This window comes from Pseudomonas sp. KH_046_2, from assembly GCF_057838985.1.
Window position 1 is genome coordinate 5347501 of sequence record NZ_CM174480.1, and the last position, 16638, is coordinate 5364138.

The 16638-nt window shown below is 58.9% G+C and carries 17 protein-coding genes (1 of these 17 only partly in view); 6 read left to right on the plus strand and 11 right to left on the minus strand.

The annotated features are described in order from the left end of the window. From msrQ to mrcB, 9 genes are all read right to left on the minus strand, one after another. Positions 1-436 carry the 5' portion of a protein-methionine-sulfoxide reductase heme-binding subunit MsrQ gene (msrQ, locus tag AC3IX1_RS24285; RefSeq protein ID WP_489386100.1) on the minus strand. The gene continues 185 nt to the left of window position 1, outside the view, so 436 of the gene's 621 nt are visible here — the first part of the coding sequence; it begins with the start codon at positions 434-436; its stop codon lies beyond the left edge, outside the window. Beyond that, on the minus strand, positions 436-1449 hold the full coding sequence (gene msrP / locus AC3IX1_RS24290; protein WP_489386101.1) for a protein-methionine-sulfoxide reductase catalytic subunit MsrP: 1014 nt from the start codon (positions 1447-1449) through the stop codon (positions 436-438). The genes msrQ and msrP overlap by 1 nt, the downstream gene beginning before the upstream one ends. 63 nt (positions 1450-1512) lie before the next feature. Then, a complete protein-coding gene (gene pssA / locus AC3IX1_RS24295) occupies positions 1513-2370 on the minus strand; it encodes a CDP-diacylglycerol--serine O-phosphatidyltransferase (RefSeq protein ID WP_489386102.1) in 858 nt (285 codons plus the stop codon). A 143-nt stretch (positions 2371-2513) separates the two neighbouring features. Continuing rightward, the gene (gene ilvC / locus AC3IX1_RS24300; protein ID WP_003228216.1) at positions 2514-3530 is read right to left on the minus strand and encodes a ketol-acid reductoisomerase; all 1017 of its coding nucleotides are present in this window, start codon (positions 3528-3530) and stop codon (positions 2514-2516) included. 45 nt (positions 3531-3575) lie between these two features. Beyond that, the gene (ilvN, locus tag AC3IX1_RS24305; RefSeq protein WP_003176102.1) at positions 3576-4067 is read right to left on the minus strand and encodes an acetolactate synthase small subunit; all 492 of its coding nucleotides are present in this window, start codon (positions 4065-4067) and stop codon (positions 3576-3578) included. A gap of 2 nt (positions 4068-4069) precedes the next feature. Continuing rightward, entirely contained in the window at positions 4070-5794 is a 1725-nt protein-coding gene (locus tag AC3IX1_RS24310) for an acetolactate synthase 3 large subunit (protein ID WP_489386103.1), read from the minus strand. A 483-nt stretch (positions 5795-6277) separates the two neighbouring features. Beyond that, positions 6278-6613, minus strand: coding sequence for a YqcC family protein (locus tag AC3IX1_RS24315; RefSeq protein ID WP_126047562.1), 336 nt, complete (start codon positions 6611-6613; stop codon positions 6278-6280). After that, complete coding sequence (locus AC3IX1_RS24320; RefSeq protein ID WP_489386104.1) at positions 6613-7350, minus strand: tetratricopeptide repeat protein; 738 nt, start codon at positions 7348-7350, stop codon at positions 6613-6615. Before AC3IX1_RS24320 ends, AC3IX1_RS24315 begins: the two co-directional genes overlap by 1 nt. 16 nt (positions 7351-7366) lie before the next feature. Then, positions 7367-9685 carry a penicillin-binding protein 1B gene (gene mrcB / locus AC3IX1_RS24325; protein ID WP_489386105.1) on the minus strand — a complete coding sequence of 773 codons (2319 nt, stop codon included), beginning with the start codon at positions 9683-9685 and terminating at the stop codon, positions 7367-7369. Positions 9686-9801: 116 nt separating this feature from the next. On the opposite strand from mrcB, the gene AC3IX1_RS24330 reads away from it, so the two are divergent. From AC3IX1_RS24330 to AC3IX1_RS24345, 4 genes are all read left to right on the plus strand, one after another. Beyond that, entirely contained in the window at positions 9802-11358 is a 1557-nt protein-coding gene (locus tag AC3IX1_RS24330; RefSeq protein WP_489386106.1) for a bifunctional aminoglycoside phosphotransferase/ATP-binding protein, read from the plus strand. 91 nt (positions 11359-11449) lie between these two features. Then, positions 11450-11794 (plus strand): pentapeptide repeat-containing protein, encoded by a 345-nt coding sequence (locus AC3IX1_RS24335; RefSeq protein WP_489386107.1) that lies wholly within the window; start codon positions 11450-11452, stop codon positions 11792-11794. 247 nt (positions 11795-12041) lie between these two features. After that, entirely contained in the window at positions 12042-12314 is a 273-nt protein-coding gene (locus tag AC3IX1_RS24340) for a TfoX/Sxy family protein (protein WP_008053897.1), read from the plus strand. Positions 12315-12646: 332 nt separating this feature from the next. After that, the gene (locus tag AC3IX1_RS24345) at positions 12647-12964 is read left to right on the plus strand and encodes a Rieske (2Fe-2S) protein (RefSeq protein ID WP_489386108.1); all 318 of its coding nucleotides are present in this window, start codon (positions 12647-12649) and stop codon (positions 12962-12964) included. Here AC3IX1_RS24345 and sfsA read toward each other — a convergent pair. Both sfsA and AC3IX1_RS24355 read right to left on the minus strand, forming a co-directional pair. After that, the gene (sfsA, locus tag AC3IX1_RS24350) at positions 12961-13674 is read right to left on the minus strand and encodes a DNA/RNA nuclease SfsA (RefSeq protein WP_489386109.1); all 714 of its coding nucleotides are present in this window, start codon (positions 13672-13674) and stop codon (positions 12961-12963) included. The genes AC3IX1_RS24345 and sfsA overlap by 4 nt on opposite strands. Next, positions 13674-14846, minus strand: a complete 1173-nt coding sequence (locus AC3IX1_RS24355; protein ID WP_489386110.1) for a pyridoxal phosphate-dependent aminotransferase — start codon at positions 14844-14846, stop codon at positions 13674-13676. The genes sfsA and AC3IX1_RS24355 overlap by 1 nt, the downstream gene beginning before the upstream one ends. 333 nt (positions 14847-15179) lie before the next feature. On the opposite strand from AC3IX1_RS24355, the gene dksA reads away from it, so the two are divergent. Together dksA and gluQRS are read left to right on the plus strand one after the other, a co-directional pair. After that, on the plus strand, positions 15180-15620 hold the full coding sequence (gene dksA / locus AC3IX1_RS24360) for an RNA polymerase-binding protein DksA (RefSeq protein ID WP_008053890.1): 441 nt from the start codon (positions 15180-15182) through the stop codon (positions 15618-15620). A 77-nt stretch (positions 15621-15697) separates the two neighbouring features. Beyond that, on the plus strand, positions 15698-16588 hold the full coding sequence (gene gluQRS / locus AC3IX1_RS24365) for a tRNA glutamyl-Q(34) synthetase GluQRS (RefSeq protein WP_489306222.1): 891 nt from the start codon (positions 15698-15700) through the stop codon (positions 16586-16588). Positions 16589-16638: the final 50 nt, after the last annotated feature.

Genomic DNA, 16638 nt, shown 5'->3' on the forward strand with positions numbered 1-16638 from the left:
GATGCAACTTCTTCCAGCGGGAACCCAATCGTCGCTGACTGTATCGATTGGAAGTCACCGCCAATGCCAGCAAACCAAGAAAACCCAGCACCCCGACAATAATGTAAGGCCGCTTGCGCAACTCGACACCCAGCTGCGACCAGTCAAAACCAAGAATGAATGCGCAATAACTACTGAGGTGGAGCAGCACATAGACAAAGCACCACAATCCCAACTGCCGCCGCACGGCATTCCACCCCGCCCAACCGGTGAGTTTCTGCAAAGGCGTCAAGCTCAAGATTACGAGCAGCAGAACAAGCGCCCCCAAACCCAGCCGGTCGACCAGTACCTTGCCCGGATCCGGCCCGAGAACATCCTCCAAGGCCTGATACAACCAAAGCATCGGCCACACCAGCACCACGACAAAGACACCGATACGCCAAAACGGATAGCGCATCAGTAGTTCTTCCTCAGGTCGAGCCCCGTATATAGAGAGGCGACTTCCTCTGAATAGCCGTTGAACATTTGCGTGTCGCGCACATTGGGCTTGAACAAGCCACTGGGCAGGCGGCGCTCACGGGCCTGAGTCCAGCGAGGATGGTCAACAGTGGGATTCACGTTCGCATAAAAGCCATATTCATCCGCAGCAATGCTCTGCCAGGTGGTTTTCGGCTGCTCGCTGACCAGACTGATACGCACGATGGACTTGATGCTCTTGAAGCCATATTTCCAGGGCACCACCAAACGCAACGGCGCGCCGTTTTGATTAGGCAACTCACGCCCGTACATGCCTACCGCAAGAATCGCCAACGGGTTCATCGCCTCATCCAGACGCAGCCCCTCTATATAAGGCCAGTCGATCAAGGCAAAACCGGAGCGCTGACCCGGCATACTTTTGGGATCCTGCAGGGTTTCGAAGCGAATAAATCTGGCTTTCGAGGTTGGCTCGACTTCCTTGAGCAAGGCCGAGAGGGGAAAACCGATCCAGGGAATGACCATCGACCAGGCTTCCACGCAGCGCAGTCGGTAGATTCGCTCCTCCAACAGATACGGTTTCATGAAGTCCTCCAGCGCATACCGCCCGGGCTTGCCCACCTCCCCGTCCACCACCACCGACCACGGCTCCGTCTTCAGCGTGCCGGCATTCGCGGCCGGATCACCTTTGTCGGTGCCGAACTCGTAGAAGTTGTTGTAGTGGGTCGCGTCCTTGAACGGCGTGATCGCCTCATCCTTGACGACAACCGCCCCCCACTTGACCGAGGAAAGCTTTTCGCTGAACCAGGAAGGCGCCTTGCCAGGCTCGACGTCCGCATAACGCGCCACATCGTCGGCAGCCGCCCACCGAGGAAGACCGCTCACGGCCAAACCGGCAACAGCAACACCCAATACATTGCGTCGAGAAAGATAGATGGACTCAGGCGTGACATCCGACTCATGGCAGTCGGATGCTTTAGGGACTTTGATCAGCATGGCTACTCCGCAGTATTGGAGAACAGATGCACCAACAGACTGCGGAGTATGAGGGAAATTACATCACTCGACGCTTTTACGCCGACGAAGATGTAACAGGTACTGAATCGGGCCGGACGCGGCATAGGCGAGGAAAACCAGCAGCAGAATACGCGGCGGGTCACTGAACACCACGGCGAACACCAGCACCACGGCGAGAATCGCCACGAAAGGCACTCGCCCCTTCAGGTCCAGCTCCTTGAAGCTGTTGTACTTGATGTTGCTGACCATCAGCATGCCGGCCGCCGCAACCATCAGCGCAACCAGGAAAGACATCTTGGAACCCTGGATGCCGTAGTCGCTGAACGCCCAGACGATACCTGCAACCACACCCGCAGCGGCAGGACTGGCCAGACCGATGAAGTAGCGCTTGTCCGCGGTGCCGACCTGCGTGTTGAAGCGCGCGAGACGCAACGCTGCGCCCGCCACATAGATGAAGGCGACCATCCAGCCGACCTTGCCCATGTCACCCAAGGCCCAACCGAAGGCCAGCAATGCCGGGGCAACACCAAAGGCAACCATGTCCGACAGCGAGTCGTACTCGGCACCAAAGGCGCTCTGGGTGTTGGTCATGCGAGCCACGCGCCCATCAAGACCATCGAGCACCATGGCGACGAAGATCGCGATGGCCGCGAACGCGAAATACTTGCTCGCATTGGCCGAGTCACCAGCACTCAAGGCCGCCTGGGCGCTCATCGAGTTGATGATGGAATAGAACCCCGCGAACAGGTTCGCAGTGGTGAACAGATTCGGCAGAAGATAGATACCACGATGCCGGACTTTACGACCTTCGGCGTCATGCCCTTCCTCGACATGTTCATCGATGGGTAGCAGGCTTTCGGCGTCAGAAGCCTGGTTTGGCTCTTCGGGGCGTTCGCTCATGGACATTACCTTGCAACGGGTGGAAAGTTTGGACAGGTGTCTGGGACGACGGTTCGGCCGCAAACGATGCAGCTTTATACCAGAACCGGCCCCCCAAACGAAAAAACGCGGCCTAAGCCGCGTTTTTCGTACAAGGGCGTGACTTAGTTTTTAGCTTTGTCGACGATCTTGTTGGCACCGATCCACGGCATCATGGAGCGCAGTTGCTCGCCGATGATTTCGATACCGTGAGCGGCGTTGTTACGACGCTTGGCGGTCATCGAAGGATAGCCGGTAGCGCCTTCGCTGATGAACATCTTGGCGTATTCGCCGTCCTGAATACGTTTCAGGGCGTTGCGCATGGCCTGACGGGATTCGGCGTTGATGACTTCAGGGCCGGTCACGTACTCGCCGTATTCGGCGTTGTTGGAGATCGAGTAGTTCATGTTGGCGATACCGCCTTCGTACATGAGGTCAACGATCAGCTTCAGTTCGTGCAGGCACTCGAAGTAGGCCATTTCCGGCGCGTAGCCAGCTTCAACCAGAGTTTCGAAACCGGCTTTCACCAGCTCAACGGTACCGCCGCACAGAACGGCTTGTTCGCCGAACAGGTCGGTTTCAGTCTCGTCCTTGAAGGTGGTTTCGATGATGCCGGTACGACCGCCGCCAACACCGGCAGCGTAGGACAGAGCGACGTTCTTGGCGTTGCCCGAGGCGTCCTGGTAGATAGCGATCAGGTCAGGGATACCGCCGCCCTTCACGAACTCGGAACGCACGGTGTGGCCTGGAGCCTTCGGCGCGATCATGATCACGTCGAGGTCAGCGCGCGGCACAACCTGGTTGTAGTGGATCGCGAAACCGTGGGAGAAGGCCAGGGTGGCGCCTTTCTTGATGTTCGGCTCGATTTCGTTCTTGTACAGGGAGGACTGGAACTCGTCCGGGGTCAGGATCATGACCAGGTCGGCAGCTGCAACAGCGGAAGCAACGTCGGTCACTTTCAGGCCGTGGGCTTCAGCCTTGGCAACGGTAGCCGAACCTTTACGCAGGCCGACAGTCACGTCAACGCCGGAATCTTTCAGGTTGCACGCTTGAGCGTGGCCCTGGGAACCGTAACCGATGATGGCAACTTTCTTGCCCTGGATGATCGACAGGTCGCAGTCTTTATCGTAGAAAACTTTCATGAATTTCCCCTATATCAGGCCGTTCAGGCCGTTCGCTAATTTGGTTTAGATGCTGAGTACTTTGTCACCGCGGGCAATGCCGGTCACGCCACTACGGACGGTTTCCAGAATCGAGGCGGTGCCGATGGACTGAATGAAGCTGTCGAGCTTGTCGCTGGTACCGGTCAGTTGAACGGTATACACGCTGGCGCTGACATCGACGATCTGTCCACGGTAAATATCGGTGGTGCGCTTGATCTCGGCGCGCTGGGCGCCGGTGGCCTTGACCTTGACCAGCATCAGTTCGCGCTCGATGTGAGCACTCTCCGACAGGTCGACCAGTTTTACCACTTCGATCAGCTTGTTCAGGTTCTTGGTGATCTGCTCGATGACTTCATCGTGACCAACCGTGGTCAGCGTCAGACGCGACAGGGTCGGGTCTTCGGTCGGGGCCACGGTCAGGCTTTCGATGTTGTAGTTGCGCTGCGAGAACAGGCCAACCACACGAGACAGAGCGCCGGGTTCGTTTTCCAGAAGCAAGGAAATAATGTGCCGCATGATTAAGTACGCTCCGTCTTGCTCAGCCACATATCGCGCATGGAGCCGTCTTTGATCTGCATCGGGTAGACGTGCTCGCTGGTATCGACCGAAACATCGATCACTACCAGGCGATCCTTCATGGCGAACGCTTCTTCCATCTTCGACTTCAAATCTTTCGAATCGGTGATGCGCATGCCGACGTGACCATAGGCCTCTGCCAGCTTGACGAAATCAGGCAACGACTCCATGTAGGAGTGCGAATGACGGCTGCCGTAGCTCATGTCCTGCCACTGGCGAACCATACCCAGCACACCGTTGTTCAGGATGACGATTTTTACCGGCAAACCGTATTGCAAGCAGGTCGACAGTTCCTGGATGTTCATCTGGATACTGCCTTCGCCGGTGACGCAAACTACGTCGGTATCCGGGAAGCTCAACTTGATGCCCATGGCGGCCGGGAAACCGAACCCCATGGTGCCCAGGCCGCCGGAGTTGATCCAGCGGTTGGGCTTATCAAACGTGTAGTACTGCGCAGCGAACATCTGGTGCTGGCCCACGTCCGAAGCCACAAAGGCGTCGCCCTTGGTCACTTCGCACAGGGTTTCGATCACGGTCTGCGGCTTGATGACACTGCCGTCGCCCTTGTCGTAAGGGAACAGGCCGCGATCACCACGCCACTCATCAACTTGCTTCCACCAGCTGGCTACGGACTCCTTGTTAGGGGTCTCGCCGATTTCCTTGAGGATCGCAACCATTTCGGTCAGGACGCTCTCGACCGGACCCACGATAGGCACGTCGGCCTTGATGGTCTTGGAAATCGAAGCCGGGTCGATGTCGATGTGAATGATCTTGGCGTTCGGGCAAAATTTCGAGGCGCCGTTGATTACACGGTCATCGAAACGCGCACCGACGGCGAGGATCACGTCAGCATGGTGCATCGCCAGGTTGGCGGTGTAGCTGCCGTGCATGCCGAGCATGCCGATGAACTGACGATCGGTGCCAGGGAAGCCACCGAGGCCCATCAGGGTATTGGTCACTGGCAGGTTGAGCATCTTCGCCAGTTCGGTCAGTGGTGCGGAACCACCGCCGAGGATCACGCCGCCGCCCGAATACATTACGGGACGCTTGGCCGCCAGGAGCATTTCTGCCGCCTTGCGGATTTGACCGGAGTGACCGCGAACAGCCGGGCTGTAGGAGCGCAACTTGGCTTTTTTCGGGAAGACGTATTCGAACTTCTCGGCCGGGTTGGTCATGTCTTTCGGGATATCGACAACGACCGGGCCAGGACGACCGGATTGCGCCAGGTAGAACGCCTTCTTCATGACTTCCGGGATTTCCGACGCGTGCTTGATCATGAAGCTGTGCTTCACGATCGGCCGGGAGATACCGATCATGTCGGTTTCCTGGAACGCATCGGTGCCGACCATGGTGCTAGGCACCTGACCGGAGATAATCACCATTGGAATGGAGTCCATGTAGGCGGTCGCGATACCGGTAATGGCGTTTGTTGCGCCAGGACCGGAAGTCACCAGTACCACACCGGCTTTACCGGTGGCACGGGCGTAGCCGTCAGCCATATGGGTAGCCGCTTGTTCGTGACGAACCAGGATGTGGGTCACTTCCGGTTCTTTGAACAGGGCATCGTAGACATGAAGAAGAGCACCACCCGGGTACCCGTAGATATATTTGACGCCTTCGTCACGCAAGAAGCGGACGAGCATCTCACCGCCAGATAAAAGCTCCACGTTGCTCACCTCTAAAACGCCAGAATACCGCCCACGAAAAATGGGACGGGTCTTAATAGGTTTACTTCTCGGCAGAGCATGAGCGACGGTGGTCGCCGACTACGTCAGCACTGACTGAGCAAGTATTGGGATCGTCCCAAGTGTTGCGGGGCTTTCCCACCCAGCGCGAGGTAACGCGTTGCGGGTGTAACAGGTCGACGCGGATATGCGCCTCATGATCTGCTGAGAGGGTCTGCTTCTGGCAGTCCCTGTACAGCGGACTTTGGATTCTTCTGTTTCGTCCCCTGCAAGTCAAGTCGTCTATGAGCTTTATTCTAGTAAGCACATGAGAACGCAAGAAAAAACCTGTAAATCAGCCGTGTGTTAGCTTCGATTGCGCAACTTTTGGCAAAAAATTGGCACGCGAATGCACTTACCCTGCGGCGGCCGACAAAATAGAGAGATATTGTGAACAACTGCCAGCGGACGCTGGCAGCTTCTGGCTCAGCGGGACGCGGTGATCAGTTGATCGAATTCTTTGAGCAGCACCTGTAACTGCCGATCCTTGCCCTGGACATTGCGCCCGGCAAAGACCATCTCAGCCATTTCCTGAATGCCCGATGCGTTGGGGAGCGGCAAATCCTGCTCGAGGATCATCTTCATGCGTGGCAGGAAGATCCATTGCAGCCATTGCTCGAAATCCAGTGTATCGACCGAAAACGGCTCGACACTGGAAAGCGCTTCAGCAGATGGCGAGACTTCATCCCACCATCCTTGCACCCGCAACTCGCGCTCGATCAACAACAGTTGATCGGCGATTTTCAGAAAGCGCGCATCCATCACAGCGTTACCTTGGCCTTCTGACGAGCCAATGCCGCGCCCTGGGAGTCACCCTGCTTCGCGCGCGCCTGGGCAATCAGCTCCCACAAGTTGGCCTGAAGGGCTGGACGGCCATTGGCAAGGGTCAGCCCACGGCGAGCGAACTGCTCGGCCTGGGCGGCATCGCCCTGAGCCATTCGCACCTGCGCCAGACGGTAAAGCACCTGCGGCTCACGCGGTGCAACGCGCTGGGCGCGTTCGAGGCTGGAGGAGGCACCATTGAGATCACCGCTCGCCTGTTGCTGTTGAGCGGTGGTCAGCAAAGCCAATACCGGGCCGTCCAGTTGCTCGTCGGCAGAAAGTCCGCCCGAACTGGCCGATGGAATCCCGCTTGGCGACGACGGCATGCTGTAGCTGCCCTGATTGATCGGCGCCGATTGGACCGGCGACGTGTCAATCGGCCCCGGCGTGATCGGCCCCGGGGTAATCGGCGTGGTACTGATCGGCGTCGAAGTCGTTGCCGCGCCTGGCACCATCACCACTACACCGCTGTCACCCTGCGGAATCGCCTGGATCTGCGACTGACCTTGCGCTGGGCGCTTGACGGTCGTCTGGCGGAAGCCGCCATTGGCCGAGATCCGCTCACTGTTGGACACGGCGGTGCCGGAATCCACAACCGGAATCGAGCCACGTTGTACGCTAGAACAACCGCTGAGCAAAGCTACGGCGGCAACCGCTGGAATCAACCACTTGTTCACTTGAAACCCTCTTTGCTTAATTCATCCAGCCCTTGACCCAGTCCATCACCGACTCAGCAGGGTTTTCACCACCGCAAGCGGCACCGGGAGGCGGTTCGCTGCCGCGAATATACGGCATCTGCACGGCACCCGGGCAACCGGCGTCAGAACCTTGCCCGGTTCGCGAATCAACCCAAGCCTGAACGATATTATCCGGCTGCGGCATGTCCAGCGGCAACGGGTCGGCCTTGCGCATGAAACTGGTCCAGACCTGCAAGGCCCCAGTGGCGCCGGTGAATGGCGTCTTGCCATTGTCGTCGCGCCCCAGCCAGACCACCGCCAGCAAGTCCTGGCTGAAACCGGCAAACCAACTGTCCCGAGAGTCGTTACTGGTACCGGTTTTACCCGCCAGTGTCAGGGTCCTTGGGAGAGCGTTATAGACCGAGCTGCCGGTACCTTCACGCATCACCCGCTGCATGGCGCTCTGGATCAGGTAAATGGAGGCCGGATCGAACCGCTGCTGGATCTGGAACGGATAACGCTTGAGCGGCTCGCCCTCGGCAGTCAGCACGCTACGAATCCCGCGCATCGGCGTATTGAAGCCGCCGTTGGCGAGGGTCTGGTACATGGTCGCCACTTCGATTGGCGTCATGCCGCCGGCCCCGAGCAACATCGACGGGAAGGCCGGGAATTCACGCGTCACACCCAGGCGCTCCACCGTCTTCAATACGTTCGGCACTCCGACCGCCAAACCGAGACGCGCGGTCGACAGGTTGTAGGAATGCGCCAGACCTTGATAGAGGAACACCGTACCGTGAGAGCGACGATCATAGTTCTGCGGTTTCCAGACCTGACCATCCGCGCCTTTGACCGAGAAGGACTCGTCCGACAGCCAACTGGTCAATGTGTACTGGCTTGGTTTCTCCAGCGCAGTCAGGTAAACCGCCGGCTTGATCAGTGAGCCGATCGGCCGTACCGCATCCAGCGCCCGGTTGAACCCGGCAAAACTGGCCTGGCGACTGCCGATCATGGCCTGCACTTCCCCGGTCTCCGGGTTGGTCACGACCATTGCCGCTTCGACGTCATCGGAACCCTTGCGCCCCGCCAGACGCTTGAAGGTGTCGTCGACCGAGGCTTCAGCCTTCATCTGCAGGATCGGGTCGAAACTGGTGAAGATGCGCAGCCCTTCTTCGGTCAAGTCTTCGTCGCGATAGTCTTCGCGCAACTGACGCTTGACCAGATCGAGGAAGCCGGGGAATGAACTGTCCGCCAGGCTGCCGCGCTTGGTCACGCCCAGCGGCATTTTCTTCGCCGCCTCAACCTGCTCGGCGGTCGCGACGCCCTGCTCTTGCAGCACATCGAGTACCAGGTTGCGCCGCTCGAGGGCACGCTCCGGATTACGACGGGGGTTATAGGAAGAAGGCCCCTTGACCATGCCCACCAGCAGCGCGACCTGATGCAGCTTGAGTTCGGCCAGCGGCTGGCTGAAGAAGAACTGGCTGGCCAGACCGAAACCGTGCACCGCGCGCTGACCGTCCTGCCCGACAAACACTTCGTTGAGGTAAGCCTCAAGGATTTCGCGCTTGTCGTAGTGCAGTTCAAGCAGCAGCGCCATCATCGCTTCGGTGAGTTTGCGGCTCAGGCTGCGCTCGTTGGTCAGGTAGAAGTTCTTGACCAACTGCTGAGTCAGGGTACTGCCGCCCTGACGCATGCGCCCGGACGAACCATTGACCCAGATTGCACGGGCGATCGACTTCGGCGAAACACCAAAGTGATGATAAAAATCGCGATCCTCGACCGCCACCAGCGTTTCAAGCAAGTACGGTGGCACCTGATCGATCTTGATCAGAATCCGGTCTTCGAGGTTTTTCGGGTACAGGCCGCCGATCAACAGCGGCTCCAGGCGCACCACCGACAGCTTCGAGCCTTTTGCCCCCGCCAACTCGGCCACGTAATCGCCGGAGAAACGCACCCGCACCGGTTGCGCTTGTTCCATGCCTTCATAGAACTGGAAGCCACGGGTGTTCAGATCAACGGTATTGCCGTTGACCGACGCCGCCCCCGGACCATTGGCCACGCTTTCACGGCGATAGCCCAGGGCATCGAGTTCGGTCAGGAAATCATCCCGGCTCAGCTTCTGTCCGACGAACAGCTCTAGCGGGCGCGCGTAAACCTTGGCCGGGATGGTCCAGCGCTTGCCGGAGAACTTCTCCTGGACGATTGCATCAAGGTAAACGGCGAATCCGGCCAGCACCACAAGGGCGACCAGACTGAGTTTAATGGCCCAGCCCAGCCACGGGCGCAGGCCCCTGGAGGGTGGTTTTTTCGGAGTGCGGGGAGTTCGAGTACGAGTCATGGCGGCGGATTATACGCACTTTATTCATCCTCAACAGGAGCGCTCCGAGGTTTGCGTCAAGCGGACTTGCGGCCATAATGACGGCCTTGAATTTCCCAGACTCTGAAGGATCGCCTGTGAGCCAGTCCCTGATCGCTGCCCTGCAAAACCCTGCCCTCTACCCGCATCCTGTAGAGGGATTCCAGGTCATCGAGACCCATATTTCCTGGGTACTGCTCACCGGCCCCTATGCCTATAAAGTGAAGAAGCCGGTCAATTTCGGTTTTCTCGACTTCACCAGCCTTGAGGCTCGCGAACACTTTTGCGCTGAAGAACTGCGCCTGAACCAGCGCCTGACCAACGATTTGTACCTCGAAGTGCTGCCCGTCACCGGCAGCGCCGAGGCTCCGCAACTGGGCGGCGAAGGCCCGGCCATCGAATACGTACTGAAGATGCGCCAGTTCCCGCAAAACGGCTTGCTCAGCACCCTGCAAGCCAATGGCGAACTGACCACCGCACACATCGACGAGATGGCCGAGCAAATCGCCCGCTTCCACCTCAACGCACCGAGAGTGCCGGCCGGGCACGAAGCCGGCACCCCGGACAGCGTCATGGCGCCGGTGCGGCAGAACTTCGAACAGATCCGTCCGTTCCTCAGCGACAAAGCCGACCTGTTGCAACTCGACGCCCTGCAAGCCTGGGCCGAAAGCAGCTTCGAGCGCCTCAAGCCGCTGTTAGCTCAGCGCAAGGCCGAAGGTTTCATTCGTGAATGCCACGGTGACATCCACCTGGGCAACGCCACCGTGATCGACGGCAAGGTCGTGATCTTCGACTGCATCGAATTCAACGAACCGTTTCGCTTTACCGACGTTTACGCCGACACCGGTTTCCTGGCGATGGACCTGGAAGATCGCGGCCTGAAGTGCCTGGCGCGTCGTTTCATCAGCCAGTACCTGGAGCTGACCGGCGACTATCGCGGCCTCGAACTGCTGAACTTCTATAAAGCCTACCGCGCACTGGTTCGCGCCAAGGTTGCCCTGTTCAGCATGCCGGCCGACGCCACTGCGGTGCAGCGCGCCACGACCCTGCGCCAGTACCGCAACTACGCCAACCTGGCGGAAAGCTACAGCACCATTCCTTCGCGCTTCATGGCCATTACCCACGGTGTTTCCGCTGTCGGCAAGAGCCATGTCGCCATGCGCCTGGTCGAAGCTCTGGGCGCGATCCGCCTGCGTTCCGATGTCGAGCGCAAGCGCCTGTTCGGCGAGCAAACCGTCGAGAACGACGTACAGGCCGGCATCTATAGCGCCGACGCCAGTGCAGCGACCTATGCCCGCCTGCACGAAATCGCCGACGCCATTCTGCGTGCGGGTTTCCCGGTGGTGGTCGACGCCACTTACCTCAAGCAAGATCAGCGTGACAGTGCAGCGAAGGTTGCCGAAGCCACCGGCGCACCCTTCCTGATCCTCGACTGCAATGCGCCACAGGCCGTGATCGAAAGCTGGCTGGCCATGCGTCAGGCAGACAAGAAAGATCCGTCCGACGCCACCCTGGCCGTTATCGCAGCCCAGCAAGCCAGCCGTGAAGCGCTGACACCCGCGGAAATCCTCTGCAGCAAGCGTGTCCAGACCAATGAAAGCGGGACGCTCGATACCGTTGTGGAACAGATTCGCCAGCGCCTGCCAGGCCTGTAAGAAACTATTTCGGTCGTGAGGTCCGCACTGGCTTCACGACCGTCAAATAGTGGCACTATAATGGCGTCATAAAACCATCAGGTGATGCGACATGAGCCAGCCTAAACTTCTCGACACACCGCTATATGCCCTGCTGCACAAAGACGACATCCAAGGCTTCAACAGTGAACGCCCCAAGGATGGCCCTATCGACATGGTGGGTGGAGATTTCCGGGGGCTGGACCTGCGCGAGCTGAATACCGACGGTGTGGATTTCAGCGACGCCTACTTCCGTTCCGCCGACTTGCGTGGGATCGATTTTCGCAAAGCGAACCTGGAAGGCGCGAGCCTGGCACACGCGCAAATCTCCGGTACGTACTTTCCGGTGGAACTCAGTGCCGACGAAATCCTGATGTCGATGAACTTCGGCACGCGCTTGCGCTATCGCACCCGCTGATCATCGTCGCTGCCTGACACGTCCGGCGCCTCTCGTTGCGCTGGACTGCGGGGATGTTCGCCCTTGATTTCCAGATTCTTCCTCGCCTCTTTCTCTTGCGCTCATAGACTTGTTCACGCACTGCCAATACTCGTTTCTTAGAAGCATTTACGTCGTAAACGAGCAAACAATCACGCTTTTCCTACTGATGGCTACACTCCTCAGAAGATTGCCCACGCTCTCCATTCGGCCATCGCAAGGAGGCTTGATGAATGATGAACTGCAACACCTGAAGAATCTTGGCAAGACGTCAGCGCAATGGCTGCATGCCGTGGGCATCCATAGCGCTTCGGACTTGCGTCGCCTCGGGGCGGTGGATGCTTATCGGGCCGTGCGCACGCGCGGTTTTCGGGCGTCCAAGGTGTTGTTGTACGCAATTGAAGGCGCCCTGATGGACGTTCACTGGAATGATATTCCTGCTGAGCGCAAGGAAGCCCTGAACAAACAGCTGGAAGCCATTTCTACACGCCACAAGAATTGATCCGACAAATATTTCTGAAGCTTTTCAGCCTGAAACCCAATGATTACAAGCCCTGCAGACACAAACCCGGCGAATCGCAAGGAAATCGCAAAACAGCAGTTGACTTGGTAATGAGAATCGATATGATTATCACAACTGGTCGCGAGACTGGTCGATATTCTGAAAAGCCCTTGGTTCGGACTCTCGGATTATCTCCTCATCAGGCTAATCACGGTTATTTGACCCGGCTCTTGCCGGGTCTTTTTTTGTCTGTGGAAAAGTACGGCCATTTGATAGCATTTACTGTCAAGCTCAGCCACATCCGGCCACGAGCCGCGGGACCGAGGGTAGACATGAAGTTGCTTTGCGCAGGTGCCGAGCTGGCCGATGACAGCAGCCGCGGGTTCGACATCGATGGCCAAAAGTTTTTTGCCGTGCGCCGCAGCGGACAGGTTTACGTCTACATCAATCGCTGCCCGCACCGAGGCGTTGCCCTGGAGTGGCATCCCGACCAGTTTCTCGATCCCAGCAACAGCCTGATCCAGTGCGCCACCCATGGCGCACTGTTCCTGATCGAAGACGGTGAGTGCGTCTCCGGCCCTTGCGCGGGGCAAGCCCTGACCAGCGTGGCCTGTCACGAGGATGAACAAGGGATCTGGATCAGCCTTTAGCCACCCGGCAACACGTCCAGGCGCCGGTCGACCAGCATTTCTTCATGGCTCAACCGCACACCGTAAGCCAGCACCTCGACCCCACAGGCAATCGCCTCACGCAAGGCCTGCGCATAAGCCGGATCGATTTCCTGCGCCGGGCGCACGGCCTCGATGTCGGTCAGGCAAACACAGTACAACTGCACCGCGCGAATACCGTCCCTGGCCAAGTGGGCCAACTCCCGCAGATGCTTGGCGCCACGCTGGGTGACCGCATCGGGAAACGCCGCCACCGCCGTACCGTCGAAACCCAGGGTCACGCTTTTGACCTCGACGTAGGCCGGCCCGTCGGGATAATCAAGGCGGAAATCGATACGACTGTTTTCCTGACCATAAGCCACTTCGCGCTTGAGTCCGGTAAAACCGTTCAGCTCGGTGATGACGCCCGCCCGTAGCGCTTCTTCGATCAAACCGTTGGCGCGGGCGGTGTTCACGCAAAACAGCCGCCCTTGCGGGGTTTCACCGATCTCCCAGGTGCCGGGCAACTTGCGTTTCGGGTCGTTGGAGCGGCTGAACCAGACCTGCCCGCCTTCGACCTGACAATTGAGCATCGAACCTGTGTTCGGACAGTGAATGGTGAGCAACTCACCGCCAACGGTTTCGATATCGGTGAGAAAACGTTTGTAACGTCGGATCAGGCGACCTTCTTCGAGGGGAGGATGAAAACGCATCAGCCTTGCCAGCTCCGCAACCCACGGGCAATGCGCTCGACCGCTTCCTGCAAACGCTCGAGATTTTGCGTATAGGCGAACCGCACATGATGCCCGGCCTGATAACGCCCGAAATCCAGCCCCGGGGTGAATGCTACATGTTCGGTTTCGAGAAAATGTTTACAGAACGCGAAGGCATCGCCGCCGAATTTGCTGATATCGGCGTACAAGTAGAACGCCCCTTCCGGCTCCACGGCAATGCCAAAGCCTAATTCACGCAAGGCCGGCAGCAGGTAATCCCGACGCCGGCCAAATTCGGCGCGGCGCTCTTCGAGAATGCTGATGGTCGCCGGCTCGAAACAGGCCAGCGCAGCGTACTGCGCCATGCTTGGCGCACTGATGTAGAGGTTCTGGGCGAGCTTTTCCAGCTCACCGACGGCCGCGTCGGGGGCCACCAGCCAGCCAAGCCGCCAACCGGTCATCCCGAAGTACTTCGAAAAGCTGTTCAGAACGAATGCACTGTCGTCGACTTCCAGCACGCTGGCCGCATCGGTGCCGTAGGTCAGGCCGTGATAAATCTCGTCGACCACCAGATGACCGTGGCGCTCCTTGATCGCGACAGACAGCTTCGCCAACTCGTCGCGGGTCAGGATCGTGCCGGTCGGATTGGCTGGCGACGCCACCAGTGCGCCGACGCTGTCGTGGTCCCAATGACGCTCGATCAGGCCCGGCGTCAATTGATAACGCACATCCGGACCGACCGGCACCAGTTGTGCCGCGCCTTCGACCAGTCGCAGGAAGTGTCGGTTACACGGGTAGCCCGGGTCCGCCAGCAGCCAGTGTTTACCGGGGTCGACCAGCAAGGCGCTGGCCAGCAGCAACGCGCCGGACCCGCCCGGCGTGATGAGGATGCGCCGCGGGTCGATGTTCAAACCATAACGCTGCTGATAAAAGCCCGAAATGGCCTCACGCAGCTCCGGAATGCCACGCGCAGCGGTGTAACGGGTCTTCCCCGCTGTCAGCGCAGCCTGGCCGGCCTGGATGATCGGTTCGGCGGTGGTAAAGTCCGGCTCGCCGATTTCCAGGTGAATCACATCGTGGCCGGCCGCCTGCAATTCATTGGCCCGCGCCAACAGCGCCATGACATGGAAAGGTTCGATCGCACGACTGCGGGCACTGTAGGACTGAGCCATTGGCCTTCCTTCAACGGAAAAAAAACCGATTCTACCCAAGCGCAGGAACGAGCGAGAACCTAAAGCGGTCAGAGGCCTTGTAACCCCGATCACAAACGACTCAAGCGCGCGCGCAAGGTTTGACTAAAATCAATAATTAAGCAGGGTTCCAGAGCCACCAGACAACGGTTTGTCATCATTTGCAAGCAGCATGTGCCGCGAGCTCGACATCCAGGAGTAGCGCGGCCCGAGTTGATCTGGTAAGTTCGCCCGCTTGCAGCCGCAGGGCCGGCAGGTGTCGGTGATGGAGCAATCCTGCGCAGATGGATTACAAGAGTAGAGGCGGTCTATTTCATGTCCACCCAAGCAAAGCAGCAAAACCAGACGATCAGCGGCTTCGAGCCCTATGTTCAGAAAACCGGCGAAGAGTACATGGGCGAGCCCATGCGCAAGCACTTCACCAAGGTCCTGAATCAGTGGAAAAAAGAGCTGATGGAAGGTGTCGACAAGACCGTGGACCACATGAAGGACGAAGCGGCCAACTTTCCTGATCCGGCAGACCGTGCCAGCCAGGAAGAGGAATTCGCCCTCGAACTGCGTGCCCGCGATCGTGAACGCAAGTTGATCAAGAAGATCGACAAGACACTTCAGTTGATCGAAGACGAAGAGTACGGCTGGTGCGAATCCTGCGGCATCGAGATTGGCGTCAAGCGCCTCGAAGCGCGCCCTACCGCCGACCTGTGCATCGACTGCAAGACCCTGGCGGAAATCAAGGAAAAGCAAGTCGGCAAATAATTGCGACTTGAACGAAGAACGGAGCGTGCGAACGCTCCGTTTTTGTTTCTGATGTTTTTTTGGCTTTAAATGCATTCATGACCGCCAACACCCCCTACATCGGGCGCTTCGCCCCCACCCCCAGCGGCCATCTGCACTTCGGCTCGCTGGTCGCAGCACTGGCCTCCTACCTTGACGCGCGCTCGGTGGGCGGACGCTGGCTGATGCGCATGGAAGACCTTGATCCACCCCGCGAGGAACCCGGCGCCCAGGCGGCCATCCTCAAGGCCCTGGAAAGCTATGGCTTCGAGTGGGATGGCGACCTGGTTCGCCAAAGCGAGCGGCACGATGCCTACGCCGAGGTGCTCAATCGCCTGTTCAATCACGGCCTGGCCTACGCCTGCACCTGCTCGCGCAAACAGCTGGAGCCGTATCACGGGATTTATCCGGGGCTGTGCCGCAATGCCGGCCATGGCACTGACGATGCGGCCATCCGTCTGCGCGTACCGGAACTGGAATACCACTTCATCGACCGGGTGCAGGGCCAATACCGCCAGCATCTGGGCCGGGAAGTCGGCGATTTCGTGATCCGTCGCCGCGACGGGCTCTATGCCTATCAATTGGCCGTGGTCCTGGACGATGCCTGGCAGGGCATCACCGATATCGTTCGCGGTGCCGACCTGCTGGACTCCACGCCCCGCCAGCTCTATCTGCAAGAACTGCTCGGCCTGCCTCAACCGCGTTATCTGCATATCCCGCTGATTACCCAGCCTGATGGCAACAAACTCGGAAAATCCTACCGTTCGCCGCCGTTGACCGAGGATCAGGCAACGCCGCTGCTGCTGCGGGCGCTACGGGCGCTGGGACAGAACCCGGGAACCGAACTGACGTACGCCACGCCACGGGAAGTGCTGAATTGGGGCATTGCCCACTGGGATGCCTCGCTGATCCCGCGCACACTTAGCCTGCCCGAGGCACAGCTACTGTGATCGCACTTGCAGTGGCGCGCCCATCCGTTACCATCGCCGCACGTTTTCGG

Excerpts from the sequence above, each read along its gene's own strand:
- AC3IX1_RS24335 (WP_489386107.1), top strand. The coding sequence starts at position 11,450 with ATGAGCCAGCCTAAACTTCTCGACACACCGCTATATGCCCTGCTGCAC.
- AC3IX1_RS24345 (WP_489386108.1), top strand. The coding sequence starts at position 12,647 with ATGAAGTTGCTTTGCGCAGGTGCCGAGCTGGCCGATGACAGCAGCCGC.
- AC3IX1_RS24340 (WP_008053897.1), top strand. The coding sequence starts at position 12,042 with ATGAATGATGAACTGCAACACCTGAAGAATCTTGGCAAGACGTCAGCG.
- msrP (WP_489386101.1), bottom strand. The coding sequence starts at position 1,449 with ATGCTGATCAAAGTCCCTAAAGCATCCGACTGCCATGAGTCGGATGTC.
- pssA (WP_489386102.1), bottom strand. The coding sequence starts at position 2,370 with ATGAGCGAACGCCCCGAAGAGCCAAACCAGGCTTCTGACGCCGAAAGC.
- ilvC (WP_003228216.1), bottom strand. The coding sequence starts at position 3,530 with ATGAAAGTTTTCTACGATAAAGACTGCGACCTGTCGATCATCCAGGGC.
- sfsA (WP_489386109.1), bottom strand. The coding sequence starts at position 13,674 with ATGCGTTTTCATCCTCCCCTCGAAGAAGGTCGCCTGATCCGACGTTAC.
- mrcB (WP_489386105.1), bottom strand. The coding sequence starts at position 9,685 with ATGACTCGTACTCGAACTCCCCGCACTCCGAAAAAACCACCCTCCAGG.
- gluQRS (WP_489306222.1), top strand. The coding sequence starts at position 15,698 with ATGACCGCCAACACCCCCTACATCGGGCGCTTCGCCCCCACCCCCAGC.
- AC3IX1_RS24355 (WP_489386110.1), bottom strand. The coding sequence starts at position 14,846 with ATGGCTCAGTCCTACAGTGCCCGCAGTCGTGCGATCGAACCTTTCCAT.
- dksA (WP_008053890.1), top strand. The coding sequence starts at position 15,180 with ATGTCCACCCAAGCAAAGCAGCAAAACCAGACGATCAGCGGCTTCGAG.
- ilvN (WP_003176102.1), bottom strand. The coding sequence starts at position 4,067 with ATGCGGCACATTATTTCCTTGCTTCTGGAAAACGAACCCGGCGCTCTG.
- AC3IX1_RS24315 (WP_126047562.1), bottom strand. The coding sequence starts at position 6,613 with ATGGATGCGCGCTTTCTGAAAATCGCCGATCAACTGTTGTTGATCGAG.